22 protein-coding genes are annotated in these 25,211 nt (G+C 58.4%); 6 read left to right on the top strand and 16 right to left on the bottom strand.

Features of this window, described 5'->3' with window-relative positions; translation table 11 throughout:
* Position 1: 1 nt before the first annotated feature.
* From HMPREF2651_RS06810 to HMPREF2651_RS06825, 4 genes are all read right to left on the bottom strand, one after another.
* Positions 2 to 1,438: a hemolysin family protein gene (locus HMPREF2651_RS06810; RefSeq protein ID WP_049181062.1), complete on the bottom strand. Its 1,437-nt coding sequence runs from the start codon at positions 1,436 to 1,438 to the stop codon at positions 2 to 4.
* 487 nt (positions 1,439 to 1,925) lie between these two features.
* Entirely contained in the window at positions 1,926 to 2,144 is a 219-nt protein-coding gene (locus HMPREF2651_RS06815) for a hypothetical protein (RefSeq protein ID WP_049181061.1), read from the bottom strand.
* A 181-nt stretch (positions 2,145 to 2,325) separates the two neighbouring features.
* Positions 2,326 to 3,036, bottom strand: a complete 711-nt coding sequence (locus tag HMPREF2651_RS06820) for a YceI family protein (protein WP_049181060.1) — start codon at positions 3,034 to 3,036, stop codon at positions 2,326 to 2,328.
* 17 nt (positions 3,037 to 3,053) lie between these two features.
* Entirely contained in the window at positions 3,054 to 3,443 is a 390-nt protein-coding gene (locus HMPREF2651_RS06825; RefSeq protein WP_080972838.1) for a hypothetical protein, read from the bottom strand.
* Positions 3,444 to 3,524: 81 nt separating this feature from the next.
* Here HMPREF2651_RS06825 and HMPREF2651_RS06830 point away from each other — a divergent pair, with 81 nt between their 5' ends.
* Positions 3,525 to 3,914 carry an RNA polymerase-binding protein RbpA gene (locus HMPREF2651_RS06830; RefSeq protein WP_005511311.1) on the top strand — a complete coding sequence of 130 codons (390 nt, stop codon included), beginning with the start codon at positions 3,525 to 3,527 and terminating at the stop codon, positions 3,912 to 3,914.
* A 310-nt stretch (positions 3,915 to 4,224) separates the two neighbouring features.
* Here the strand turns inward: HMPREF2651_RS06830 and HMPREF2651_RS06835 are convergent, their stop codons facing one another.
* The 5 genes from HMPREF2651_RS06835 to HMPREF2651_RS06855 form a co-directional block, all read right to left on the bottom strand.
* Complete coding sequence (locus HMPREF2651_RS06835) at positions 4,225 to 5,040, bottom strand: polyprenol monophosphomannose synthase (protein ID WP_038625514.1); 816 nt, start codon at positions 5,038 to 5,040, stop codon at positions 4,225 to 4,227.
* Between the two features lie 12 nt (positions 5,041 to 5,052).
* Entirely contained in the window at positions 5,053 to 6,741 is a 1,689-nt protein-coding gene (gene lnt, locus HMPREF2651_RS06840) for an apolipoprotein N-acyltransferase (RefSeq protein WP_049181059.1), read from the bottom strand.
* A 38-nt stretch (positions 6,742 to 6,779) separates the two neighbouring features.
* On the bottom strand, positions 6,780 to 7,400 hold the full coding sequence (locus tag HMPREF2651_RS06845; protein WP_049181058.1) for an FxsA family protein: 621 nt from the start codon (positions 7,398 to 7,400) through the stop codon (positions 6,780 to 6,782).
* Between the two features lie 112 nt (positions 7,401 to 7,512).
* Positions 7,513 to 11,163, bottom strand: a complete 3,651-nt coding sequence (gene cobN, locus HMPREF2651_RS06850; RefSeq protein ID WP_049181057.1) for a cobaltochelatase subunit CobN — start codon at positions 11,161 to 11,163, stop codon at positions 7,513 to 7,515.
* Positions 11,164 to 11,336: 173 nt separating this feature from the next.
* Entirely contained in the window at positions 11,337 to 12,890 is a 1,554-nt protein-coding gene (locus tag HMPREF2651_RS06855) for a lipase family protein (RefSeq protein ID WP_049181056.1), read from the bottom strand.
* Between the two features lie 249 nt (positions 12,891 to 13,139).
* Here HMPREF2651_RS06855 and cobG point away from each other — a divergent pair, with 249 nt between their 5' ends.
* From cobG to HMPREF2651_RS06875, 5 genes are all read left to right on the top strand, one after another.
* Entirely contained in the window at positions 13,140 to 14,315 is a 1,176-nt protein-coding gene (gene cobG / locus HMPREF2651_RS06860) for a precorrin-3B synthase (RefSeq protein WP_049181055.1), read from the top strand.
* Between the two features lie 11 nt (positions 14,316 to 14,326).
* On the top strand, positions 14,327 to 14,977 hold the full coding sequence (locus tag HMPREF2651_RS06865; RefSeq protein ID WP_049181054.1) for a precorrin-8X methylmutase: 651 nt from the start codon (positions 14,327 to 14,329) through the stop codon (positions 14,975 to 14,977).
* 3 nt (positions 14,978 to 14,980) lie between these two features.
* Positions 14,981 to 16,591, top strand: coding sequence for a precorrin-3B C(17)-methyltransferase (gene cobJ / locus HMPREF2651_RS06870; protein WP_049181053.1), 1,611 nt, complete (start codon positions 14,981 to 14,983; stop codon positions 16,589 to 16,591).
* 295 nt (positions 16,592 to 16,886) lie between these two features.
* Positions 16,887 to 17,483, top strand: a complete 597-nt coding sequence (locus HMPREF2651_RS10925; protein WP_141746487.1) for a hypothetical protein — start codon at positions 16,887 to 16,889, stop codon at positions 17,481 to 17,483.
* Entirely contained in the window at positions 17,464 to 17,769 is a 306-nt protein-coding gene (locus HMPREF2651_RS06875; protein WP_049181052.1) for a hypothetical protein, read from the top strand. The genes HMPREF2651_RS10925 and HMPREF2651_RS06875 overlap by 20 nt, the downstream gene beginning before the upstream one ends.
* A 24-nt stretch (positions 17,770 to 17,793) precedes the next feature.
* Here HMPREF2651_RS06875 and HMPREF2651_RS06880 read toward each other — a convergent pair whose 3' ends face one another.
* The 7 genes from HMPREF2651_RS06880 to HMPREF2651_RS06910 all read right to left on the bottom strand — a co-directional run bounded on the left by HMPREF2651_RS06880 (position 17,794) and on the right by HMPREF2651_RS06910 (position 25,060).
* Complete coding sequence (locus tag HMPREF2651_RS06880) at positions 17,794 to 18,534, bottom strand: cobalt-precorrin-6A reductase (RefSeq protein ID WP_049181051.1); 741 nt, start codon at positions 18,532 to 18,534, stop codon at positions 17,794 to 17,796.
* On the bottom strand, positions 18,522 to 19,295 hold the full coding sequence (gene cobM / locus HMPREF2651_RS06885) for a precorrin-4 C(11)-methyltransferase (RefSeq protein ID WP_038625492.1): 774 nt from the start codon (positions 19,293 to 19,295) through the stop codon (positions 18,522 to 18,524). Before cobM ends, HMPREF2651_RS06880 begins: the two co-directional genes overlap by 13 nt.
* A gap of 45 nt (positions 19,296 to 19,340) precedes the next feature.
* On the bottom strand, positions 19,341 to 20,567 hold the full coding sequence (locus HMPREF2651_RS06890) for a bifunctional cobalt-precorrin-7 (C(5))-methyltransferase/cobalt-precorrin-6B (C(15))-methyltransferase (RefSeq protein WP_070586011.1): 1,227 nt from the start codon (positions 20,565 to 20,567) through the stop codon (positions 19,341 to 19,343).
* On the bottom strand, positions 20,564 to 21,328 hold the full coding sequence (locus HMPREF2651_RS06895; protein ID WP_049181049.1) for an SDR family NAD(P)-dependent oxidoreductase: 765 nt from the start codon (positions 21,326 to 21,328) through the stop codon (positions 20,564 to 20,566). Before HMPREF2651_RS06895 ends, HMPREF2651_RS06890 begins: the two co-directional genes overlap by 4 nt.
* 31 nt (positions 21,329 to 21,359) lie before the next feature.
* Positions 21,360 to 22,475 (bottom strand): M24 family metallopeptidase, encoded by a 1,116-nt coding sequence (locus HMPREF2651_RS06900; RefSeq protein WP_053088408.1) that lies wholly within the window; start codon positions 22,473 to 22,475, stop codon positions 21,360 to 21,362.
* Positions 22,476 to 22,522: 47 nt separating this feature from the next.
* Positions 22,523 to 24,139: an AMP-binding protein gene (locus tag HMPREF2651_RS06905; protein WP_049181048.1), complete on the bottom strand. Its 1,617-nt coding sequence runs from the start codon at positions 24,137 to 24,139 to the stop codon at positions 22,523 to 22,525.
* Between the two features lie 69 nt (positions 24,140 to 24,208).
* Complete coding sequence (locus HMPREF2651_RS06910) at positions 24,209 to 25,060, bottom strand: GDSL-type esterase/lipase family protein (RefSeq protein ID WP_049181047.1); 852 nt, start codon at positions 25,058 to 25,060, stop codon at positions 24,209 to 24,211.
* Positions 25,061 to 25,211 lie beyond the last annotated feature (151 nt).

Here is a 25,211-nt window from a genome sequence, read left to right on the forward strand (position 1 = left end):
TTTAGCCCTCCTGTTCGCTGTTGTGCTCGACGTGGTTGTGACTGGTGCCTTCCTGATCGGCGCCTTCATCCCTGTGCGCGACCTTGTTGCCGACGCGGTCCACCTGGACACGAATACGGCCAACGCGGTGACGCGCCATGCGCTCTACTCGGAAGGCGACTTCAGCGGTGGTAGGCAAGTTTTCCTGATCGAGGTTTTCGTGGTCGGTGGCTTCGACCGTGACAGTGTCGCCGAAACGCGGCATGCGATCTAAGCGCTCGGTAATAAATCCGCCAATCGTGTCGGATTCGTCGCCCTCCGGCAAAACCAGATTCAGAATCTCTCCCAGCTCATCCGGGCGCATGAGACCGGAAATAATCACCGTATTGGGGCTAATCCGCCTGTAGAGCAACGAACGATCGTCCTGTTCATCATCGATTTCACCGACGATTTCCTCAACGAGGTCCTCCAACGTCACAATACCGTCCGTGCCACCGTACTCATCGACGACAACCGCGAACTGGTATGCATCCTCACGCAATTGACGCATCAGCGGATCAAGTGTGGTCGAATTGTTCACCACGAGTACATCTTTGGCCAGGCTCGCAGCTGACGTCGTCAAGCGTTGTGCGTGTGGCACGCTGAGCAGGTCTGTGTAGTGCACCACGCCGCGAATGTCGTCGACACTATTGCCAACGACGGGGAAGCGTGCATGTCCAGAATCTGCGACGACCGTCAGCATCTCTGCGACGCTTTGATCTTCGATAAAGATAATCTGCGTGCGTGGCGTCATCACATCAGCCGCCGTGCGCTCGCCGAACTCAATCGATCGCGCCACCAACTCGGCGGTCTGCGGGTTAATCTTTCCTTCATCGCTAGAGTGCGTGACGACGGCACGGAGTTCCTCCGCGGTTCTGGCACTGGCAACCTCTTCCTCAGGGGAGAAGCCGAGCCGTTTTAGTACCCAATTAGCCGCGCTGTTGAGCAGCCAGACCAGCCAGCCGAATGCGAACATGAAGGCATTCTGCGGCCTGACCACGAGGTTTGCGACTTTCGTGGGCTCGGCGATGGCCCAGTTTTTGGGAACGAGTTCGCCAAAGACCATTTGAGTGAAGGTTGCGATAATGAAAGCGCCCGTAGTGCTGATTGCAGTGACGGTGGCGGGAGAGACGCTAGTGCCACCAAAAGCGGCTTCGAGGAGCACGCCGAGGGAAGGTCCGGTAAGGAAACCAGCGACGAGGCTGGTGACCGTAATTCCCAGCTGTGCGCCGGAGAGGTTAGTAGAGGTGCGTGATAGAGCACGGTCTACTAAATATGCGGACTTTGAGCCGGAGTCTGCGGCCTTCTTGACGTCGTTTCTGTTAACCGTGAGGTAGGAAAACTCGACAGCAACGAAAACTGCGTGGGCGAAAACGAGGAAAAGAAAAGCTGCGAATACAATGAGCGCGGATACAATCACGCGGCATCACCTGGAGTGTTTGCTGCGTTCGCTGAGGATGTTGCGGTTGCTACGGTTATTGCGCTTACTGCGGCTACAGAGAGCCCGTTTACCTTGGCTCGAGGCTCAGGGTCGTCGGACGAGTCAGCTCTATCTGACGTGTCTGACGTATCGGGTCTGTCGGAGCTACTGGATGTGTCTGAGAAATCAGGCATGAGGGAATTTTACTAAAAATTCCTGAATAGCCGTGTAGCGAAAATCAATTCTTTGCTGAGTGGGCATGGCGGTGCGGGTTGGCGGGACAGTCTGACTGACTGGCTGGCTGGTTAGGCCTGACGACAATGGCGCATCGGCGGTAATGGGGAGAGTAAGCCCCTAAGGTCAAAATGTCATAATGTATATTATCGGACAAGTATTGACAGTGGTTAGGCCTGGAGGCTCCTGAATCTCTAGGGCTGCCACGTTTTCCGCCCCGTTCTACCTTGGCGCTTGATCCATGCTGTCGGGCTTATTGTTTATTGGTCTTGGTGTCTGCTACAAGCTCATCCGCGTTGCGGACGGCAATCTCTTCCCGCAGTCGCTTGTTCTGCCACAGCGTCATGCCAATCAGAAATATGCCAACAGCCACGAGCCACCACACGCCCTTGTAGGCCACGAATGCAATGAAGATAATCAGTAGCACCATTCGCACCTTTCGTGCGAGCAACATTGCTTCGTAGGTGTTCATATTGTTGCGGCTCCCAATTGGCCTATCAAAATTGTTTTTGGCGGGACTTCTGCGGTGTGTGACTAAATAGCTTTATTACGTCACAGTGACGAAACGGGGCATATTTTCGCTGGCTAGAAGCCTCTTTTAGATTCGTTCTCGTGCGATCCATCTTTAGATGGCCGTGCCTGCTAGCCGAAACCTACGCGTCCTGCTTCTCCGCGACAATGCGTAGATTGAGTTCGCCGTTCTCCTCGATGGATGCAGCTACAAACTGTGGCAGGCGCACGTTGTAATCCAGGCGGTTGATTGGCAAGGTGCCCGACAGCAAAACCAGGTTTTCGGTACGAGCGGCCTTCATTGGCACGGTGACATCATTGGTGACACCGCGAATGGTCAGGCGTCCCGGAATCTCGATATTTGCCCATTGGCCGTTATCTGGAATGCTTGAAATATCGAGCGGCTCTGCAAGCTCAAACTTAGCTTCTGGGTACTGCTCAACGCTGAAAATATTGTTGCGGACATTGATGTCACGACGTTCAATATCGCTAGTCAGAGTTGCCATGTCAACAACAACGGATGCGTCCTCAAGGTTGTCGTTAGCAACCTTCAGCTCGCCAGTGACATCGTGGGTGGAACCGGACGTCGTCCGCCTACTGCCTGGCAGCACCTCGTTAAAAGTAAAGCCAACGGAGGTGTTTTGTGAGTTATCGCCACCGACAATCTTCCAGGTGCCATTCGCGTCAGTCGTTGCTGCAGGCAGCTCGTTAGCCTCGAAATCCCCAGTACGCACCCCTTCATGCGTGAAAACGCGATACAAAACTGGTCCCACAATAACAATTGCGAGCGCAACAACTGCAACGGCTATCAAAGTAATAATTGATTTACGGACACCAGAATTCATAGTGCTCATCCTATCCTTTTAATCCGCTATGGGATAAACCGTTCCACCTCACGCGTTTTCATAATCAATTCCTGCGTAATCTCCTGTAGGACGGCGGTCTCCATGTCGTCGTCAAGCGCGGTGCGCAAGTCTTCGGCGAGACAACGTACTTCGAAGAGCCCGTCCCCTATTCGCTTTACGACGTCACCGCCCGCCGGCCTACTCGTGGCATCGGCGGTCTTCAGCGTGAGATCCGAATTGATTCGTTCGGCAATCGGCCTGGAGGCGCCTTTTGCTACGCCGGTGCGTTTTTCATACGCGCGCTGCCGGCAGGCTTGGCTGCAGAATTTGCGCCGGCGACCGCGGATGGCGACCTCCATTTCGCGGCCACACCACTGGCAATTGGCGATAGTTGTGCTCGGCTTTTGATCTGACACAGAAGTCAATTATGGCATGAATGCTGACTAAGGCGTTATAATGTGTGGTCTAATATTTCTACCAAAGGGGGCACGTTCCACATGGCAGATCGAGTTCTTCGTGGCAGTCGCATGGGCGCCGTTTCGTATGAGACCGATCGCGATCATGACCTCGCGCCGCGAATGATGGTCCGCTACCGCACTGAATCCGGTGAGATCTTCGAGGTCCCATTCGCGGATGACGCGGAAATTCCAGGTGAATGGCTGTGCAAGAATGGCCAGATTGGTGAGCTGGTTGAAGGCGAAGGCACCGAAGCTAAGCCGGTGAAGCCGCCGAGGACTCACTGGGACATGCTCCGTGAGCGCCGCTCCATTGAGGAGCTCGATGTGCTGTTGGATGAGCGCGTTGACTTGCTGCGCAAGCGTCGTCGTAACGCCGCTCGCCTGCTGAAGGCTCAGAAGGAAGCCGAAGAGGCAGAGAAGAACGCTTAAGGTTTGAGCTGGTTAGGTTCGAACTTTAGAGCTTTGTGGCCGTCGATCAAACACTGAAATTCGGGTCCGGATAAGGTTTTGCTCCTTATTCGGGCCCGTTTTTCGTTGGTGGCTGGCTGCGGCGGGCCGAGCCGAGTTACTGACTGCGTTTATGACAAAAATGGCCTGAAAAATGGCCTGAAACTGTCATAAACTAAGTCAGTTTCACATTTGCAGCCTGCAGTCATACAGGCAGCCTGCATTCGTACATGCAGCCCGTATTCATACATGCAGCCCGCAATTTTTGTGGTCGCAATCTTTGGGGGTTGCCCTACTTGCGGAATCGCTGCTTAAACTCGTGACCAGCCAGGCGACCAATCTCAGATCCCAGGTTTTTTACCTGCTGTGAGCGGTGCTTGAATCCCCACTTGGTGACCTGCAGCAGAGACTGCTTCACAAAGCTGCCATCCATCTTGGACTCGCCGTACTCGCGCTCAGTAAAGGTGATCGGAACCTCTTCCACCAGGAAGCCCGCCTGCACAGCCTCAAAGGCGAGCTCGGTCTGGAACAGGTACGCAGCCTTGCCAATGTTCTCGAGATCGAGGGTCTCGAGAACTTCCCGTCGATAAGCACGGTAGCCAGCGGTGATATCCGAGATGCCTGCGCCGAGCGCCAGCGAGATGTAGAAGTTGCCGCCGCGGGAGAGAACCTGACGGCTCATTGGCCAGTTGACGGTCTTGCCTCCCGGAATGTAGCGGGAGCCGATGACGACATCGGCGCCGTCCTCGAGCTTCTCCAGCAGCAGATGGAACTGCTCTGGTGCGTGGGAGCCGTCGGCATCCATCTCGCAGAGAACCTCGTAGTCGCGCTCGAGACCCCAAGCGAAGCCCGCGCGGTACGCACCCCAGAGACCGCCCTTGCCCTCGCGGTGCAGGACGTAGATGTGCTCTTTCCCGTTGTTGTCCGCCTTGTCAGCGGCAGCGATTTCATCGGCGAGCTCTCCGGTGCCGTCTGGTGAAGAGTCATCGACAACCAAAATGTCGACGCTCGGCTCCGCTGCGCGCAGGCGTGCAATCACGCCCGGCAGGTTTTCCCGCTCGTTGAAAGTGGGAATGACAACCAGCGTCGACTCATTTAGGGCAGTCACTCGTGATTCTCCTTAGTGCATATTCTGCTCAGTATCCCGGCCATCAACTTCATCTGCGCCTGCCCTGGCATCTCCGCCACGGCGACGCAGGACGGCACCAACCACACAAAGAATACCGAATGCAGTCAGTAGACCTTCAATCCACGTCCCGAAGCGGGCTGCAAAAGTCAGGTGGGAGTACTGAGGCAAAGTCTCGGTGAGCACTTTCTGTTCGAAGATTTTGCTTTGCTTTACGACGTCTCCGTGCGCATCCACAATAGCGCTCACACCGCTGGTTGCGGCGACGGCCGTGGAGCGTTGGAACTCCATGGCTCGCATGCGGCTCATGGCCAGCTGTTGGTAAGTCATATCGGTGAAACCGAAGGTGGCGTTATTCGTGGGTGTGGCAAGCATAGTTGCGCCGTGGTTGACCGCGTTGCGGAAGGCACCGTCGAAAACCACTTCGTAGCAGGTGGCCAGGCCCAGGTTGACCTTTTTTAAACCATCGGTGCCAGGTGTTGTGACCACAGCATCGCCGTTGCCCGGGGTCATGTCTCCGGCGTGATCGACCATGTCGGAAAAGTGACGGAGTAGTTCGCGGAATGGCATGGTCTCGCCGAAGGGCTGGAGATAGATTTTCTCGTGCTGGTCGCCGGGGCCGGTCTTTGGGTCCCAGACCACCATGGTGTTTTGCACCCCATTGGTGTAGGTAAAGGTGCCGACCACGATGGGGGCGCCAATATTCATCGCGGCGTTTTCGATAATGCGTGCCGCTTCCCCATCCGTAAACGGGCTGACATCGGAGGAGTTTTCAGGCCAGATGACGATGTCCGGCTGCTGTTCCTTACCTTGGTGGACACGTCGTGCCAGTTCATTGGTGGCATCGGCGTGGTTCTGCAGTACTGCGCGGCGCTGGGCATTGAACTCCAAACCGAGGCGAGGAACATTGCCCTGGATAACCGCGACACGGGCGTTGTCAGCGGCCGTAGGTTCAGGCAGTGGTTGGGTCCACGCAGGAAGAGCCCAGCCGACGATTAACGCCCCCACCAAAAGCGCAGCGGAGGTTGCGTAGGAACGTAGCGTGAGCGCGACCAGTCCCGCACCAACGCAAGCAGCGAGGAAAGTGACCAATGCAGTGCTGCCGATTGCCACTGCTGGGGCCAGCGGGCCGTCGACTTGCCCCCAGGCAACGCGGAGCCAGGGGAAGCCTCCGAAAGGCCAGCGGGCCAGCAGCGCCTCCCCTGCCACGAGCGCAGCGGCCATGCCAGGGAGCTTCAGCGCGAGGGGGAAACTGGATTGGGCAATCAGCCACATCGCAAGCGCCGCCGGAATTGTGAGGAGACCCAGCACAATTGAGAGCGCCACGTAGGGGCCAATACCGACGAAGGAGCCGATCCACGGCAGTGAGAAAAGCGCCGTCGCTGTTGCCCAGCTGAAGCCCCCCACTACGCTGGATTTCCAATCGGCTGCGCAGAAGAAGGCAAAAATGAGCAGGGCGAGGCCGACCCAGGCGGTCCACCACCAGCTCAGGGGTGCGTAGCTTAAGAATTGCAATCCACCAGCGAGGATTGCAATGAAGGCGAGAAGGAAGCGCTGCTTTAGTGGGGTAAGCGCGCGAAAGCGCGCCTGCCAGCGACTCGGATTCTCCGGAGTGTCTTTCGAAGCGTCTTTCGGAGCAAAGTCCCCGTGCTCGCTGGAGCGCGCTTGACGGTTAGTGTGCACTTGTATAAAAGAACTCTCTACGTCCGCGAGTATTCGAGTTAGCGCTTGTCGCTGTCGTCCTGGTCATCATCCCAGGCGTTGTCCGGCGCCGGTGGCACGATTTTATCCTGTGGGAAGCTCTTGCCATCCGCGCCCGGGAAACCACCAGAGAATCCAGGGAACCCCGAAAAGCCGCCAGCACCAGCGCCAGCTCCTGGAGTACCTGGGTTCATGCCGTACTGAGAGACCACCATCATGCTGCGGTCACTGAAGTTGCGGAGTCCGTTGAGCAGCGCCACCGATCCGCTCTTACGAATCAGCCAGCGAGTCGGCGGTAGCACCATGAGGAAACCAACAACGGTGGTGACGACGCCCGGCAGGGCAATCAGCCACGAGCCAACCAATAGAATTGCCGAGTCAGCCACAAAGTGTCCCGCGCCCTTTGCCGAGCGCTTGATTGCCTCCTCCGGATGCTTCTGTCCGTACTCGGTAAGAGTACGAGAAGTATCCAGCAGCAACTTCTGGTAGATGCGCTTGAACTCGATAGCGGCGAAGACCAACCCCACAATGAACAGGCCCAAAACCAATAGGACGGTCCAGCCGTAGCCAATCCATTCACCGAGTGCGATAAAGGCCGCAATCTCGACAATGAGGTAAATAATTGTGAACCACTTGCTCATAGTTCCCCAGTGTAACCGCCACTAGATGAGCAAGTGGTTAGGGCTATCGGCCGGTTCTCTTGTCGTCATCTAGCCGGCTGTAGCGGCAAGTTAGATGACGACTAGCGCTCGCCTACCGGTCAGCTCGCTCCTCCAAGTCGCCCTCTGTATCCAGGTAGGTCTGGCGCAACAGATCCATGCGTTCCTGGTCAGGGTTTTCCCACATACCGCGCTCGGCGGCCTCCATCAGGCGCTCGGAAATATCGTGCAGAGCCCACGGATTCGACTGTTCAAAGAACTCGCGGTTTTCCGGGTTCGCAACGTACTCGTCGGTAAGCGTTTCGTACATCCAGTCATCCATGACCTGTGCCGTCGCGTCGTAACCGAAGAGGTAATCGACCGTTGCAGCCATTTCGAAGGCACCCTTGTAGCCGTGGTTACGCATGGCTTGCATCCAGCGTGGGTTGACTACGCGGGCTCGGAAGACACGTCGCGTTTCCTCGTGCAGGGTGCGGGTGCGCACGGCGTCCGGGCGCGTGGAATCGCCCACATACGCCTCTGGAGCGGAACCCGTCAGCGCACGGACCGTGGCGATCATGCCACCGTGGAACTGGAAGTAGTCATCGGAGTCGGCGATGTCGTGCTCACGGGTATCGGCATTCTTCGCGGCAACCTGAATACGGCGGTAGGCCGTCTTCATATCGTCAGCAGCCTCTTCCCCATCGACACCGCGACCATAGGCGTAGCCGCCCCAGGTCGTGTAAACCTTCGCCAGATCCGCGTCATCGCGCCAGGAACCGGAATCGATTAGCTGCAGCAAACCAGCTCCATAGGTGCCCGGCTTGGAACCGAAGATACGGCGCGGACGCTCCTGCTGGTCGGCCTTCGCATGTGCGCGCACGTAGTTGTCCTCATCGGATTCATCAAGCTTGACGACGAGCTGAAACGCATCATCCAAAAGGTCGATAACATGCGGAAACGCATCACGGAAGAAACCGGAAATACGGACGGTCACGTCAATGCGCGGGCGTCCCAGTTCCTCTAGCGGAATCGGCTCAAGGCCGACGATACGGCGAGATGCGTCATCCCACACCGGATGCACACCAATCAGCGCGAGCACCTCGGCGATGTCATCGCCGGAAGTACGCATTGCGGAAGTGCCCCACACCGACAGGCCAACCGACTTGGGATACTCGCCGTGGTCGGCGCGATAGCGCTCAATCAGACCATCGGCGAGGTTGACACCGGTTTCCCAGGCCAGGCGTGACGGCACCGCCTTGGGGTCTACCGAGTAGAAGTTGCGGGCAGTCGGCAGTACGTTGACCAGACCGCGCAACGGCGAGCCGGAGGGGCCAGCCGGAACGAACTCGCCGTCCAAGGCCGAAAGAATGCGCGGAATCTCCTCGCTGGTAGCGGCCAGGCGCGGGAGAATTTCGTCGCGGGTGAACTGCAGCAGCTCGACAACCTGATCGAGGCCGTTCGGTGCCGCGATATCGGCAAATTCCTCGGAGTCGAGAACATCAGCCGCGATCTGTGCCACTGGTTGGTCAGGATTCTTCACCACGGCGGTTACCAACGCCGTAGCCAGTGCATCGATGGAGTCCACAGTGTGGCGCTCGTCGGTGCCGTCCTCGGCCAGGCCGAGAGCTTCGCGCAGGCCCGGCAGCGTCTGCTTGCCTCCCCACAGCTGGCGGGCGCGCAGCATGGTGGTCACAGTGCCGATCAGGGATTCGTCTTCCGGTGCCTGGCTGAGTACGTGGAGGCCACCGCGGATGGCGACGTCCTTAATCTCGCAGAGCCAGCCGTCGACATGCATGAGCATGTCATCGAAGACCTCCTCGTCCGGACGCTCGTCCCAACCGAGGTCGCGGTCCATCTTCGCGGCGGTCAGCAGCGTCCAAATCTCCTGGCGAATAGCCGGCAGCTTGGCTGGGTCCATGGCGGAGATGTTCTGGTGCTCGTCGAGAAGCTGCTCCAAACGGGTGATGTCGCCGTAGGACTCGGCGCGGGCCATCGGCGGAATGAGGTGGTCGACAAGCGTGGCGTGAGCACGACGCTTGGCCTGTGTGCCCTCGCCCGGGTCGTTGACCAGGAAGGGGTAAATCATCGGCAGCTCGCCGATGGCAGCATCCGGGCCACAGGAGGCGGAAAGACCGACGGTCTTGCCCGGCAGCCACTCCAGGTTGCCGTGCTTGCCCATGTGAACCACGGCATCGGCGCCGAAACCGCCCTCCGACTGCGGCAGCGACAGGAAGCGGTAGCAAGCCAGGTAGTGATGCGTCGGCGGTAGGTCTGGATCGTGGTAGATACCCACCGGGTTGTCACCGAAACCGCGCGGTGGCTGCACCATGACCACGACATTGCCGAAGGTCAGGCCCGCAATATAGATGTCCTGGGTATCCGGGTGGACGTACAGGGTGCCCGGCGCGGCACCCCACTTGTCCTGCATGTCGGAGCGGAGTTCCTCCGGCAAGGTAGCGAAGAACTTCTCGTAGGTCGCAGCGGGCAGGCGGAGCTCGGCTGCCTCCATAACTTCCTCGGTCAGCCAATCCGGGTCCTGGCCGCCGGCATCGATGATGGCGTGCATGAACGCATCTGGTTCATCGGCGCCGTCCTCGGCGGTGGCGTATCCGGGGATTTTGGTGGTGTCGCCGAGGTTGTATCCGGCGTCGGCAAGCGCGTGCAGCACCTCTAACGTGGATGCTGGTGTGTCCAGGCCGACGGCGTTACCGATGCGGGCGTGCTTGGTCGGGTACGCAGAGAGCATGACGGCGATGCGCTTGTCAGCGTTGTCGATGTGGCGAAGTGCGGCGTAGCGGGTAGCGATGCCGGCGAGGCGGTCGCAGCGCTCAAGGTCAGGGACGTAGGAAATGAGCTCGTCGGAGTCGATTTCCTTAAACGAGAACGCGACCGAGATGATGCGGCCGTCGAATTCGGGGACGGCGACCTGTGTTGCGACGTCCAGCGGTGACAGACCCTCGTCGTTGTCTTCCCATGCCGCCTTGGAGGATGTCAGAGCCAACCCCTGGATGATGGGGATGTTGAGGTCTGCGAGTGCGGCGACATCCCAGCCGTCGTCGTCTTGACCGGCCTGCGCGAGTGCCGGGCGGTTGCCACCAGCGGCGAGCACCGTGGTGATGAGCGCGTCGCAGGATGCCATCTCTGCTAACAGCTCATCGCTGGCGGTGCGCAGGGACGCGGCGAAGATGGGCTTGGCGACGTAGCCGCGAGCCTCGACTGCGTCAGCGAGCGCCTCAATGTAGTGCGTATTTCCAGCCAGGTGTTGGGCGCGGTAATAGATAATGCCGACGGTGCCACGCGAATCTTCCGTGGCCACCTTGGAGTCGCGCTCCAGGAAACCCCAGGCCGGCATGCGAGTGGGCTCTTCAAAGCCAAGACCGGTCAGAAGCAGCGTGTCCGACAGGAAATTGTGCAGCTGTGCGAGGTTTTTTGCGCCGCCTTCCGCCAGGTAGATGTGCGTTTGCGTGGTGACGTTTGCGGGAACCGTCGAGTACTCGGTGAGTTCGGCATCGGGCGCCTGCTCACCCGAGACGAGGACGGTGGGAATACCGGAGTTCACAAAGTAGTCGATGCCGGATTCCCAGGCGCGGCGGCCACCGAGAAGTCGGATGATGACGACATCGGCGCCGTCGGCAAGCGTGGGCAAATCATCGTCGAGCAGACGCGCCGGGTTTGCCCAACGGTAGGACACCTCCGGGTTGGCCTGAGCGGCCGCGCGGGCGGACAGAAGGTCGGTATCCGAGGTCGACAGCAGCAGAATCACGGTGTAGTCATTCACTTCCTGGGGAGCAACGCGTCCCCGGTCGGCGGGAGTCTGCCTTTTAACCGATGACGAGGTCTGACTGTGACAGTGGCGCGACCGTGCGGATTTTCACCGAGCTTCTCGTCAGTGGCATGGCAGTGGATTTCTCCATCACTCTACTGCAGCGTCTATTGCTAGAGTTCCAGCGACTGCTCCGCCGGCTGATCTGGGAAGTGGGACCAGAGGAAGTCGGTGGCATTAGTCAGTTCCGCGAGCATGGGAACGATATGGTTTAGGCCTGTCTTCGGCAGCAGAGGCGAAGTCGTGTTTTCGACGTACTCCAGGTCGGTGAACCCGAGATTCAGCCAAGCATCACGTAGCTTGCGGACCTGGTTGATGGGGATGATGTCATCGTGCTCACCTGAGTAGAGGTACACCGGGGCATTCGGTACGAAATTGCCGACGCGCTGGCGTGCGAGTTCTTTCTGCACCGGCTCGTAGCGCTTAATCATCTCACTGAGCGACTCACCGCTGGTGGTGTACTGGTCAGTGGTCTCAAACGAGTGATGGAAACCCAAGCCGCCTGCGCAGTAGTTGCCAACGTTGTCCAGCAGTTCTTTGCCTTCAGGGCTGATTTCTTCTTTGAGGACACGGCGCAGCTCCGGATCTTTATCCAGGACAGAGTTGATTGCCAATGCAATCGCAGCGGTCAGGGTCGTACCATCAATCTGGTCGAGAACGTTTGCGAGGTCGGACGGTGGGCCGCCGGCGGCAGAAGCGGCGACGTTGAGCTCCGGGGCGTAGACACCTGCACGCTCAGCAGCTGCAGCGGCTGCGGAGCCACCCTGGGAGTAGCCATAGATTCCCACGGGCGCCTTTTGATCCACGCCTAGCTCGTGGGAGGCAGACACGGCATCAAACAGTGACTGTGCCGAGGCGATATTGTCGACGTAGTCCTGGTTGCCCTGGTCATTGCGGTGGTGGTCAATCATCACCACAGTTGCACCTCGCTTCAAGTTCGCGACCATCGGAATCGTCTCGTATGGAGCAATAATGTCCATCGGACCGAACTCAATCTTCAGCCCGGTCTGCGAGGAGATCGACGGGTCGCACTTTTCCGCGCCACCCTGCGTGCCCGGCGCGATCGCCACGACCGGACGCGGACCGCTGCCCTTCCACTCTGTCTTCGGAGTTACCACAATGGCCGTGTCCACACTGGGATTGCCGAGGGAATCCGTGGAGTTGTAGTGAATACGCTTGGCATCCACATTCCACAGCTTGCCGTTCACCATCATCTCGGCATCCTCGCTGTTGACTAGCGTGCCGGCATTCGCCGCGCGCGACGGGGTCAGCGGCAGAGAATTCAGCGGAGAGACTGCGGCCACGCGTGCCTGTTCCGGGGTCAGCTGCCTGCCTGTGCCCTCGTTGCCAGACTGCTCATCGTCCTTCTCGATGCCGAGTAGCCTCTCTACATTCGGGTTCGGTACATGACCGAAACCAGGCAATTCGCGGTTTGCACTTGACGACGACACTTTATCCGCCAGCCCACTATCTGACAGGCCCGGCACGCTTAGTGGCTGAGCGTTTGCAGGTGTAGCCAGGCCGATGGTCATAAGACCCGCAAGCGCTACCCCGATTCCCGTTCGGGTTGTGCGACCGTTTCGTCGTGAAGCAGCGCGCGTCTGTGTTGAGGCATGGCCGATGCCGGCGGTGCCGTGTGTGAGTGCTTCAGCGTCGTGATGTGGCATGAAATCTCCTGAATAACCCCAGATTGAAAACCCAATGAAGACTTCCCTTAATTCGGCGGAAGTTAGGTTATGGAAATAATAAGGTTTTGAAAAAGGAAATCGGTGGATTTAGTGAAGAATTTGTATGTTTTTTGCACGGGGCTATCAAAACTCCACTTCAGAATGGTTTCGTTGGGCTGAAAAGGTCCGGATAATAAGCCCCTGTTTTCGGGGGCTCAGCTCTGTGCTTGTTTGCGTATTCTTGGAAGTATGACTGCATCTGATCAAGGAGCTCGCACTCGTCAGGACGGTTGCCCCGGCACCCGAAAGGTTCATATCGCAGCTGATGGCGCAATTGGTCGCCTTCGCTTCCCCGGAGGCTTCCTTCCCGCGCCGGGCTTTGCCGTACTCGCCGATTTGGCCGAGAATTTCGGCGACGGCGATATTCACTTCACTTCTCGCGGCAATGTTCAGATCCGTGGCATCACTAACACCGGCGCATTCGCCGATGCCGCAGAAGAGGAAAAGCTGGTTCCCTCCACGAGCCACGACCGCGTGCGCAACGTTCTTCAGTCGCCACTGTCCGGTCGCGTCGGCGGCAAGGCCGATGTCCGCGACCTGGTTCAAGAGTTCGACGCGGCGCTCATTGCGGAGCCGTCGCTGGCAACACTTCCTGGCCGCACGCTCATGGCTTTCGACGACGGCCGTGGTGATGTCCTCGGTGAGCGCCCCGACTTCGGCGTTGTCGCCCACGATGAGAACACGTTCGAACTCATCATTGGTGGCGCGACCTCGGGGCTTATTGTTTCGCGTGACGACGTCGTGGGAGCTCTAATCACCACAGCGAAGGTGTGGAATGACAGCCGTGGTACAGCCTGGCGCATCGCGGAAGCCGATGCGGCCGAGCGCGTTGCCGATGGCGTAGTCGACGAACTGGGCGAGCGAGCTCGGCGCCAGGAACCGACCCCGGCTGAGAGCTTCGATGCCACCGCCGGGCTATCCCGCCAGATCGGTTGGATTGACCAGCCGGATGGGCTGGTTAGCCTGGCCGCGGGGCTGCGCTTTGGGGTACTTCCGGCACGTCTGGCCCGAGCGATTTCGCATACGCAGGTTCCCGTGCACATCACTCCGTGGTATTCGCTGATCCTGCACGATTTGGAAGAGGAAGTTGCCGAACAGGTTGTCAAGGTTTTGGCGCCCAATGGCCTAATCTTCGACCGGAAGTCCACCTGGCTGCGCGTCAGCGCCTGCACCGGTCGCCCCGGTTGCGAAAAGTCGCTGGCTGACACCCGAGGTGATGCCGCTCATGCAATTGCCGATGACCGCCTGCCCGAGGGGCGCGTGCACTTTTCTGGTTGTGAGCGCCGCTGCGGCAAACCCAAAGGTGGTTACTTCGACTATCTCGCCACCGGGGACGGAGAATATGAAGTCACTGCTGTGGACTAGGCTTTAAGCCTATGAAGCGCTTTGAGTACAACACCGACGGTGCGGATATTTACCGCAACTCATTTGCCATCATTCGCGAAGAAAGCGATCTTTCCCGCTTCGACGCCGATGAGGAAACCGTCGCTGTCCGAATGATTCACGCAGCAGGTCAGACCGACTTGGCTAAGGACATCGTCTTGTCCGCGGGAGCTGTGCGCGCAGCCCGCCAGGCTCTCGAAGAAGGCGCTCCTATTTTCACCGATGTCAACATGATTGCCTCGGGTATTACCCGCAAGCGCCTACCTGCCGACAACGAGGTCATTTGCCTGCTACGTGATGAGCGCGTCCCCGAACTGGCTCAAGAACTCGGCACCACTCGCACGGCTGCTGCCGTGGAGCTGTGGAAGCCTCGACTAGAGGGAGCGGTCGTCGCCATCGGTAACGCTCCCACTGCCCTCTTCCACCTGCTCAATCGCATCAATGAGGGATCCTTCCCCATGCCCGCTGCCATTTTGGCCATGCCGGTCGGCTTCGTTGGTGCGGCGGAATCCAAGCAAGCCACTATCGACTCCGGTGCCGAAAACCCGGAGCTGAAGTACATCACCGTCACCGGCCGTCGCGGCGGCTCGGCTATCACCTGTGCTGCCCTCAATGCCATCGCCACCGCAAAGGAGATTCTCTAAACCATGTCCGGCTCCTACAGCGCTCAGCCTGGTCATCTCTACGGCATCGGACTCGGCCCCGGCGACGCAGGTCTCATTACACTTCGCGGTGCCGACATCATCCGCACAGCCGATGTCATCGCCTACCATGCCGGGACTCACGGACGTTCCACGGCGCGTTCAATCGCCGCCGAACTGATTGACGCGCGTGACGACGCTGCCGTGGAAGAGCAATTGCAATACCCGGTGACCACCGGGCGTCCGGCCGACTACCGCGAGCAGCTCGCCGGTTTCTATGCACAGGCCACTGCCCGCCTGCATGAGCACTTGGCCGCGGGGCGAAGTGTTGCGGTGCTCTCGCTCGGTGACCCGATGCTCTATAGCTCTTACCAGCACCTGCATCACGCCCTCAGCGAGGACTTCCCCACTGAGATTGTCCCCGGAGTGGCCAGCATTACTGCGGCGGCAGCAGAGATCGGTCAGCCGCTCGGCGAGGCTACCGAAATCGTCAGCGTTGTTCCCGCCACCGCCGATTCCGAGCGGATCGCTGCGGTTCTTGACGCTTCAGACTGTGTAGTCATTATGAAGCTGGGGAAAAACGTTGAGAAGGTTCGTACAGCGTTGCAGGCCGCTGGCATGCTCGATCGCGCCTATGTTGTCGAGCGAGCAACCATGAATGAGCACACCAGCTACCCGCTGGCCGATGCCGACCCGGAGAAGGTTCCCTACTTCGCAGTGGCCGTCGTGCCTTCCGCTGTCTACGGCACTAAACGGAGTGTTTCTGGGGTGCCTTCGCCAGCCGATGATGCAGCGACCGGTGCAGCCACCGATACAGCAACTGAGTCGGCTCCCCCAGCGGTCGGTGAAGTCGTAGTTGTCGGCCTTGGCCCGGGTGCTGAACGCTGGACTACCCCAGAAGTCACCGAGGAATTGGCACGGGCCACGGATCTGGTTGGCTACTCCACCTACATCAACCGAGTTCCTGAGCGCGCCGGGCAACGCCGTCATCTCTCAGATAACCGCGTTGAGGCAGAGCGAGCCACTATGGCGCTGGATATTGCCAAGCGCGGCGGTCGAGTTGCGGTGGTCAGCTCCGGTGACCCTGGAGTCTTCGCGATGGCGGCCGCAGTGTTGGAAGTCGCTGACGACGATATGTGGCGAGGCATCCCCGTGCGAGTCGTGCCGGGCATGACTGCGGCTCAGGCCGTCGCAAGTCGAGTCGGTGCTCCCCTCGGCCATGATTTTGCGATGCTCAGTCTCTCCGACAGGTTGAAGCCCTGGGAGGTCGTCGTTAAGCGAGTGCGTGCCGTAGCAGGCGCAGACATGGCGTTTGCGGTCTACAACCCGGCATCCAAGTCGCGGAGATGGCAGATCCGAGAGCTGCGCGCATTGGCCATGCAGTACCGCGAGCCAACAACGCCGGTGATTGTGGCGAGGGCAGTCGGCTCTGAGCAGGAAAACGTTACCGTGACCACGCTGGCGGAATTCGACCCGGATGTCGTCGATATGCGAACCATGGTGATTATCGGTTCGTCGTCGACAAAAGCGTATCGGGCTGGCAAGACCACTCGGGTCTACACCGCACGTCACTACGGTGAGGGCGGCACCAGCGGGACAGGCGAGTTGCTGCGTTAGTTCTGGAATTTCCAGCACACATCTGAGCTATTAAATATCGGTGCACGAATGAAAAGAAAGATTATTCGCGCGGCTGCCAAACGCGTAAAAGTGATATTGCCGAATTGAGATTTAGCGGCCAGGGTCAAATACGGTTCTATTTGCTTAAATGACTACCACTTTTGTTTACCCCTTTCTTAGCGGGGCTACTTATTTAATCGGGAGATATTTCTAAGCGTGGCTCGATTCCAGTGTTATGCTCGGGGCAATCACCGACGTTAAAGGAGGTTTAGGTGATAGGAAAAAAGTTCTTCTAGTGGAATCTGCCCTTATTTTAGCGGGTATCATCTTTTCACCCGTTGCTAGCGCTGAGGAACCTGCACGTCCCGTGGCAGCTCAGGCTGAATCACTTTATAGGGCAATTGATGAAGGTCGCCTTTCGATGGCGGAGTTGGATAACCACCAAAAAAGCCTTCTGCGAGCCTATACAACTCCGGGTGAGTTGATTGTAAAACGATTGCCACAGCCGTCGAATCTTTCAACGAAGCTTTTTGCGCAGGACGAGGCTGACTACTGCCGAAAGGATGGTGCCCGGTTTGAGCAAAAGGCTGTTATGGGTAACACCCTATACACTTACTGGCAGACTGTTGAAATCTGCGGAACCCCAGGTAAAAAGATTAAGAATGTCAAAGTCCTTGATCACGGTGGGGAAACCAGTACTCCTACATGGTCGTATAGGGGTTCGGCCTCGAATCCAGCTTCGTATGCTGTAGGGGCAGGTTGGTTCGTGCGAACTTCGGAGAACTTTGAGCAGTCCATTGTGGTTGACGGCATTGGGGCAGGTCAAAGGACGGTCTGTATCTCAGCGACTATTCGACCATCTGGAGAATATAATGCAAGCGAAAGGTGCTAAGGATAAAAGAGTGCCGGGAATAATTGACTGGGGATTTCAGATTATTGCTGTCATTCTTTTTCTGGCCGGCGTTTTTATCGCATTCCCAATTCCATTTCTTACTGGAATTTATGGGCTATTCGAGGCCAAAAAAGCCGAGGATGAATATCGTCGCCGATGGACTATTTTCACATTAATTTCTGTTTTCCTAGCAATCGCTATGTTTGTCGCATGGCTGATATTGAGTCCTTCTGGTGGAATCGAGCAAGTTCCCACTGAGCAAACAGAGTGGCAGCCCGTGCTGTAATTTAGGTCACACTAGAATTAGCCGCTATGCCCGGCGGATGACGGCGTTGTACGCCTCATCCACCGTTGTGGCGAAGGTGGCGATATCCGCGCCGGGCAGCTGCGGGCGCTGCACGATAACGACCGGCTTTTTCAGGTCGCGGGCTGCCTCAATCTTGGCGTAGGTAGCAGCACCACCGGAGTTCTTGGTCACCACGCAGTCCACGGCGTAATCCCGCATGAGCTTGCGCTCCGCTGCGACATCGTAAGGCCCACGGCTGAGAATAATCTTCCGATTCTTGGGCAGTGGCGGCGCGGGCTGTTCCACGCAGCGAATGAGGTAACGGCCGTTGGCATCGTCGGCAAACGGAGCTAGCTGCTGACGGCCAATAGTGAGAAACGGGCTGTAGAAGCGGTCGGCAACAATGTCCGCGGCCTCCTGCATAGAGGACACCTCAATCCAGTTGTCGCCGGGCTGTCTCTCCCACGCAGGGCGATGCAGCGCCACGAGCGGAAGACCGGTGGCGCGGGCAGCTTCAGCGGCAGATTCGCTGATTCGCTCCGCATAAGGATGCGTGGCGTCGATGATGACTTCGGTGGCATCGGCGATCAGCCATCGCGTGAGCCCCGCAGGGCCGCCGAAACCGCCGATGCGGACATTGCCGGCGGGCAGCTTGGGGTTGGATACGCGACCGGCCAGTGAAGAGGTGACAAACCAGCCCTCGCCCACTAGCCGCTTGGCCAGGGCACGAGCCTCAGCAGTTCCACCCAGAATTAGTGCACGCATGGAATGGTCCGTCCGTGTTCATCGCGCGGGCGATCATCGCTGTAGAGGTAGCTATCCGGGAACGCCTCGGCGGTGAGCACCTTGCCGACAATGATGACCGCCGTACGAGTCACACCTGCATCCTTGACCTGCTGCGCAATATCAGACAGCGTGCCACGGAGAATAACCTGTTCCGGGCGGGATGCGAAAGCCACGACGGCCACCGGACCGTGTTCGCCATAGTGCGGGGTGAGCTCCTCGACTACTCGGTCGATATCGTGGGCGGCCAAGTGAATGCATAGGGTCGCGCCCGTGCGTCCGAAGTTCTCCAAGGTTTCGCCCTCCGGCATCTTGGAAGCACGCCCGGAGATACGGGTCAGCACGACCGACTGGCCGACAGTTGGCACCGTGAGCTCGTGGCCGAGAGCTGCCGCAGCTGCGGAAAAAGCTGGCACACCCGGAACGATTTCGTAGTCAATGCCGAGTTCGCTGAGACGACGGACCTGCTCTGCCAGCGCCGACCACACTGACGGGTCACCAGACTGCAAGCGTGCAACATCCTTGCCCGCCTCATGCGCCGCCTGAATGGTCTCGATGATGGTGTCCAGCGGCATTCGCGCGGTATTGATAATCTCTGCGCCCTCGGGGCAGCTCTCCAGCACCTCAGGCGGGACAATCGATCCCGCGTAAAGGCACACTGGGCAGGAGCGAATAAGCCGGTCCGCGCGCAGCGTCAGCAAATCTGCTGCGCCCGGGCCTGCACCGATGAAATACACAGTCATTGTGAGTTACAGAGTCCTCAATATTTTTAGACAGAGAAATTACGTCTATGGTAGCGCAGGCTCTACTGGCTTCACCGCCCCCCACTGCACCACCGGCAACGCCGGCCGCCACGCAGTGAAACTGCCGACTGCACCTGCGCGCTCCACGGAAAGCCGGGTGACATCCCCGCCATAGTCGTGACGCGTCTGCCATAGCAGAGCCTCCGATTCCAGCGTGACGGTGTTCGCGACGATGGTGCCTCCCGGGGCAAGGCGTTGCCAACAGGTTTCAATCATGCCGTCAGCAGTGAGACCTCCGCCGATGAAAATGGCATCGGGGTGAAGATCCGAGTCGGCCAAAGCTCCCGGCGCTGCGCCATGGTGGACAGTCACATTGCCCGACAGAGCTGCCACATTCTTAGCAATCCGCTCAGCACGAACGGCATCCCGCTCAAAAATTTCCGCACGTCCGCCATGCCGAGCCCACTCAATGCCAATCGAACCGGTGCCACCGCCGACATCCCACAGCAGAGCTCCCGGTCGCGGATCCAGCGCCGCCACCGTCATTTGGCGAATCGGCGCTTTCGTCAGCTGACCATCCGAGTCAAAGTCACCGTCGCGCAGCCAGCTGCGCGCGCTTCCCGACGGCTCCACTGCCAACACCGTGAGGTTCCCAGCTGGAACCGGTGGACTCGCTACCGTGCCTTCGGCTACAGACTGCGGTAGGCCAGTTGCGTCCGAGCCGCCGAGATTGGTCAGCGCGGTGAGTTCGGTGTCTGGGCGGTCGGCCAAAACCGTAGCGACCTCTTTCACTGAGTCCGCGTTTCGACACAGCACCAGGAAGGGCCGCAGTGCATCTGCTACCGGCACAACACGTGCAGCACCAGGTATCCCCGGCTCCCCTGTTACTAGAGAGATCACCGGAGTGTCATGCAAAGGCCAGCCGAGGTAGGCACAGGCCAATGAGGCCGACGACGGTACTGGAATAACCTCCACGCCACCGCGGCCGAGCTCGCGGACAAGCGATACGCCTACGCCGTGGAACATGGGATCGCCACTGGCGAGGATGACATCGACTGCGGGGTCAACATCTGCCAGGGTGGCCTGCCAGTCCTCCCAGAAGCCACCTGGCCAAGGAGAGAGTTCGGCGTCCAGGTTGACGTCGGCAAGCAAACGGAGCTGACGGGGAGAGCCAATGATGCGGCGAGCCGACGACAACGCCTCGACCGCGCGGGCAGATAGACCCTCGTAACCGTCACAGCCAATGCCGACGACGCGAAGTCTCTGACTCATCGGGGCATCTTCCGCCAAATCCAGCGAGGAGTCAGATGCGTGGCACGGGCGAGCAACGCCAGTTTCCGTGGCACCCAGACATGGGGCTTCCGGCCATCGAAGGCGGTGACGGCGGCCTCAGCGACCTCGGCGGGGCGCGAAGACATCGGCGCCGGCTTCATGCCTTCGGTCATGCGGCCGATGACGAAGCCCGGCCGGACGATTGTCAGCTGAATATGGCTGCCGTGCAGGCGGTCCTGCATGCCTTGGAGGAAACCGTCGAGGCCGGCCTTCGCCGAACCGTAGACATAGTTGGCGCGGCGCACGCGGGCGCCTGCGATAGAGGAAAAGGCCATGATGCGGCCCGCGACCTTGTCGCGCACAGGCAGTTTGCCGGCGGCGATGTCGGACTCCATGCGCGCGACAATCTCTGTGAGAATCGATGCCTGAGCCGTGAAGTCGGTGTGAATGACCGCCGCCGCAGCCTCCCCGGACTCTTCACACTTCTGCTGATCGCCGAGGATGCCGAACGCGACAATCACCGTGTCGATGGGACCGTGCTGCCAGGCGTGCTCAACGAACTGGCGGTGTGTGGCGATGTCATCGGCATCAAAGTGGATGCGATGCACCGCGACAGCACCGGCGTCGATGAGGCGTCCGGCAATGCCGTCGAGTGCCTCAGTGCGGCGCGCGGCGAGCGTGAAGGTGTTGTGATTGGCCAGCCGCGCGGCAACTTCCCCGCCGATTTCGCTGGTGGCACCAAGAACGAGTACGTGTCCCATGCGCTAGAAAAACCTTTCCTCTAAACTTCGATTAGACGGTAATCAAATCGTGCGGACTGTTATTGACCGATTCGCCGCCATCTTCGGTGACAATGATGATGTCCTCCAGCCGCATACCGAAGTCGCCCGGCAGGTACACGCCCGGCTCCACCGAAAACGCCATGCCCGGCTCGAGTGCAAGCTCATTGCCAGCCATAATGAACGGCTCTTCATGGGTGGACAGGCCAATGCCATGACCAGTGCGGTGAATGAAGTACTCGCCGTAGCCCGCAGCGGTGAGGCTATTGCGCGCAATCGCATCAATCTCTGCAGCCGTCACACCCGGGCGAACCGCTGCTACAGCAGCTTCCTGAGCCTTCCGCAGGGCCGCCCACGCTGCGGTTTCCTTCTCCCCCGGCTTGCCGACGACATAGGTGCGCGTGCAATCGGAGTGGTAGCCGAGCGGCAAGGTGCCTCCGATATCGATGACCACCACGTCGCCGTCCTCGATGACGCGGTTGGAGAAATCGTGGTGCGGATTAGCACCATTTTCAGCCGAGCCGACAATGACGAAGTCAATGGCGACATGGCCTTCCTCCAGGATGGCTGCCGAAATCTCGTCGGCGACCTCGCGCTCGGTGCGACCTGCACGCAGCATGCCCGGAACGCGAGCGTGAACGCGGTCAATGGCGGCGCCGGCCTCGCGCAGCTGATCAATCTCAGCGGCGTCCTTGCGCATGAACAGTTCTTTCAGCAGTTCTCCGGCCAACACAGTCTTGGCTCCGGTGAGATCCTGAATGGGAATCAGGTGGTCAGCGGTCAACGACGCCCCAATTGCGAGAGTGCCCACGTGGCCGACTAGGTCGGCGACAATGCGGTGTGGATCCTGACCGTCCTCCCACAACACCACATCGGCGTTGAGGTCGTTGATAGCGCACAATGGCAGGTCCCCCCGCTCCACAGCGGGCAATACCAGCGTGGTTGTGCCGGCTGCGGTGACTACCAGCGCGGTGAGACGCTCATGCGAAGTGACCGCAGAACCGATGAGATACTGCAGGTCAGCTCCGGTTCCAAAGACTGCAGCGTCTGCATCGCGGGTGCGGAGTAGTTCCGCGGTGCGATCCAGACGCTGCTGATAGATGTCAAAGCTAAAGATACCGTTGCTCATAGTTGCCAACTGTACCCGTCAGCCTTGAATAAGACAGAGGCGCGGAACTAGATGCTGGTGTCGGGTAGACGGCGTGGGACGACCTTGCCACCGTCATTACGAGGCAACGATTTCATCCACACAATCTCGTCAGGCACATTGTGCTCCGCGAGATTCTGGCGAACGTGTTCGCGAATCATGTCGTCGGAAAGGTTAGCACCAGCAACGCTGTCTTCACGTACAACGTAGGCTCGAAGAGTCGCGACGATGTCATCCTGACTACCGTGGACAAACACATCGTCGATTCCATCGACGGTTCCGAGGAATTCCTCAACTTCACGAGGGTAGACATTTTCGCCTCCCTTGATCAGCATGTCGTCTGCGCGACCGGCTAGCTGAAGCATGCCGTTTTGATCAATGAGGCCCTTATCCCCTGTTCCGAGCAGCCCATTCATGACATCATATTTGTCACGTGCAGCCAGTAACCCGACCATCGTCATAGAGTTTGCTGCGTAGACGTTACCTAACTCTCCTGGGTTGGCCTCAGTGCCATCTTCACGAAAAATGCGAAGCTCGACGCCAGATGGAATATGCCCAGTGGTGTGCGGGTCAGCGGCGAATTCAGGGCCAGTTGCAATGGCGATTTGGCCATGCTCAGTGGAGCCATAGAAATTGCACACAACAGGCCCAAATCGCTTATTGAGCTCACGAACCAAATATGGCGGCATGGCGTTACCCGAAGAAACGATGAACCCAAATGGGCCAATCTTTGTTTCTGCTCGGTCCGCGGCAGTGACTAGATCCTTCAGGAAGACTGCAGCGGAGACAATTCCGGTTACTCCATACTGAAGGCAGTCCGCAGCAGCCTGATCTGCATCAAAATTTCGACGCAAAATGAGTGTTGAGCCAGTGGCCAAGCCAATCTGAAGGTTGAGCCAACCCCACGCATGGAAGACCGAAGCGGTCAGTTGAACTACCATGTTCTTCTTCCACGGGATTGCCTTTACAATACCGCCGAGCACCTTTGGCGTGCGTGGGACTGGGAGGCGAACGCCTTTGGGGATTCCGTAAGTTCCAGACGACATGATGATCGTTTCTTGCTGCCGCGGCTTTCGAGGAAGCTTGGAGCTATCGGTTTGGCCGGAAACGAGGGAAAGAAACTCATCATGGTCACCACCAACAGTGAGTGATTTGATTGGAAATTCTGCGTCTTGGTTGTACTCGGCGTCTACGACCAAAATATCCGCGCCATAGTCAGACATAATCGCGCTAACCTGCTTTGACGATGAGGCAGGATTCATAATCATCGGGCGGGCCCCGAGGTAGCTGCAGGCCAACAATGGCAGCACGATGGCACGAGAGTTTCGCGCAAGTATTGCGATGGTGGATCCTTCGGTAATCCCCATTTCCATTAGGCGTGCCGTGAGTGTTCTAGCCTGGGTCCGAAGCTCGCTATATGTAAGTTCGCCGAAATCATCCACAATGGCAAGTCGGTCAGGCCAATTAAGGCAGTCGTTTTCGACGAGAGCTGCCATGGAAATGCCCCATTGGGACATATTCTTCAGTGCTTTAGGACCATCATTTCTGAGGATGCCGGCACGCTTGAGAGGGCCGAGAGCAGTAGCAAACTGCTTAACCTGGGTCCAAGGCGACACATGAGTTGCGCGTTGAGTGCGAGGTGTCATTTTTCCCTAAAAGTAGTGAGTTGAAGACAAAAGCCCTGGGCCATAAGGCGCAGGGCTTGGAGGCAAGGACTAGATGCGAGCGACGATTGCGTCGGCGATAATCTCTTTGCCTTCACCATTGAGGTGGACCGGAAGGTTGTAGTCCTGAGTGCGGTTGTCGACTGCGCCTGCGATGATTCGCTTATCATCCGGTGCGCACTCATGGCGATCCGTGGTCATCGAGCGGACATCAACAAACTCGGCGTTATGGCGGTCAGCGGCCTGCTGTGCGTACTTAGAGGTTTCAATCTCACCCTGCTCAATCCAGAATGCGGGAACCCCGGCGTCGATGTTTTGTCCAGCAACGTTCACATGGATGAGGCACTGCTTGGAATCACCGGGATGCGAAATGGTTGGGTAATTGACAAATGCGATACGGGCATTCGGCGCATGTGCGCGAATCTTGTTAACTGCGGCATCGGAAGCATCCTTCCACCAGCCCTCACGCACGGAAGGAAGATTGACTGCGTTGTTGTAGGTGTCGTTGAAACCAATCTGAATTGCAATGAATGCAGTCTGCGGGGTCAGTGCTCCATCGCGAATAGCGCCCTCGATTTGTCGATCGAGATTGTTTGCGTTCGGCGTGTAGAGGACGGCTCCTGCGCAGGAGTAGTCATCTAGCTGGCGGCCAGTCTTTTTACCGATCTTGGCCGGGATTCCATCAGGGTCATGCGCGCAACCATTCTTCTGCTGAACCTCTGGGAGTCCAGGAATTTGCTCTGGAGCCTTGGCAATCCAGTAGTCCTCAACGGTCGGATTGGCGAAATACGAATCGCCGAAGGTAACAACGTTTCCAGCGGGTGCAGCGTTTGCGATTGGGGCAATGCCGAAGCTCAGTGCCGCGATTCCTACAGCGGACAGAGTCTTATGAAGCTTACGCATTCGGGGCCTTCCTGAGAAATGAAGTCAGATATGAAAAATATAATCTGCAGTTTCGTTAGTCACTGCGAGATAAGAATAGCTCTATAACTATTCTACTTTTAGTAATTTATCATCTTCACCTCAGGAACCAGGTGTTCAGGAGAAGAGATGT

Source organism: Corynebacterium sp. HMSC063A05 (assembly GCF_001809695.1).
Taxonomy (GTDB): Bacteria; Actinomycetota; Actinomycetes; order Mycobacteriales; family Mycobacteriaceae; genus Corynebacterium; species Corynebacterium amycolatum.

Bases quoted from the DNA above. Each gene is read 5' to 3' on its own strand.
- HMPREF2651_RS06815 (WP_049181061.1), bottom strand. From the start codon at position 2,144: ATGAACACCTACGAAGCAATGTTGCTCGCACGAAAGGTGCGAATGGTG.
- HMPREF2651_RS06820 (WP_049181060.1), bottom strand. From the start codon at position 3,036: ATGAGCACTATGAATTCTGGTGTCCGTAAATCAATTATTACTTTGATA.
- HMPREF2651_RS06830 (WP_005511311.1), top strand. From the start codon at position 3,525: ATGGCAGATCGAGTTCTTCGTGGCAGTCGCATGGGCGCCGTTTCGTAT.
- HMPREF2651_RS06845 (WP_049181058.1), bottom strand. From the start codon at position 7,400: ATGAGCAAGTGGTTCACAATTATTTACCTCATTGTCGAGATTGCGGCC.
- HMPREF2651_RS06855 (WP_049181056.1), bottom strand. From the start codon at position 12,890: ATGCCACATCACGACGCTGAAGCACTCACACACGGCACCGCCGGCATC.
- cobG (WP_049181055.1), top strand. From the start codon at position 13,140: ATGACTGCATCTGATCAAGGAGCTCGCACTCGTCAGGACGGTTGCCCC.
- HMPREF2651_RS06865 (WP_049181054.1), top strand. From the start codon at position 14,327: ATGAAGCGCTTTGAGTACAACACCGACGGTGCGGATATTTACCGCAAC.
- cobJ (WP_049181053.1), top strand. From the start codon at position 14,981: ATGTCCGGCTCCTACAGCGCTCAGCCTGGTCATCTCTACGGCATCGGA.
- HMPREF2651_RS06875 (WP_049181052.1), top strand. From the start codon at position 17,464: ATGCAAGCGAAAGGTGCTAAGGATAAAAGAGTGCCGGGAATAATTGAC.
- HMPREF2651_RS06880 (WP_049181051.1), bottom strand. From the start codon at position 18,534: ATGCGTGCACTAATTCTGGGTGGAACTGCTGAGGCTCGTGCCCTGGCC.
- cobM (WP_038625492.1), bottom strand. From the start codon at position 19,295: ATGACTGTGTATTTCATCGGTGCAGGCCCGGGCGCAGCAGATTTGCTG.
- HMPREF2651_RS06890 (WP_070586011.1), bottom strand. From the start codon at position 20,567: ATGAGTCAGAGACTTCGCGTCGTCGGCATTGGCTGTGACGGTTACGAG.
- HMPREF2651_RS06895 (WP_049181049.1), bottom strand. From the start codon at position 21,328: ATGGGACACGTACTCGTTCTTGGTGCCACCAGCGAAATCGGCGGGGAA.
- HMPREF2651_RS06900 (WP_053088408.1), bottom strand. From the start codon at position 22,475: ATGAGCAACGGTATCTTTAGCTTTGACATCTATCAGCAGCGTCTGGAT.
- HMPREF2651_RS06905 (WP_049181048.1), bottom strand. From the start codon at position 24,139: ATGACACCTCGCACTCAACGCGCAACTCATGTGTCGCCTTGGACCCAG.
- HMPREF2651_RS06910 (WP_049181047.1), bottom strand. From the start codon at position 25,060: ATGCGTAAGCTTCATAAGACTCTGTCCGCTGTAGGAATCGCGGCACTG.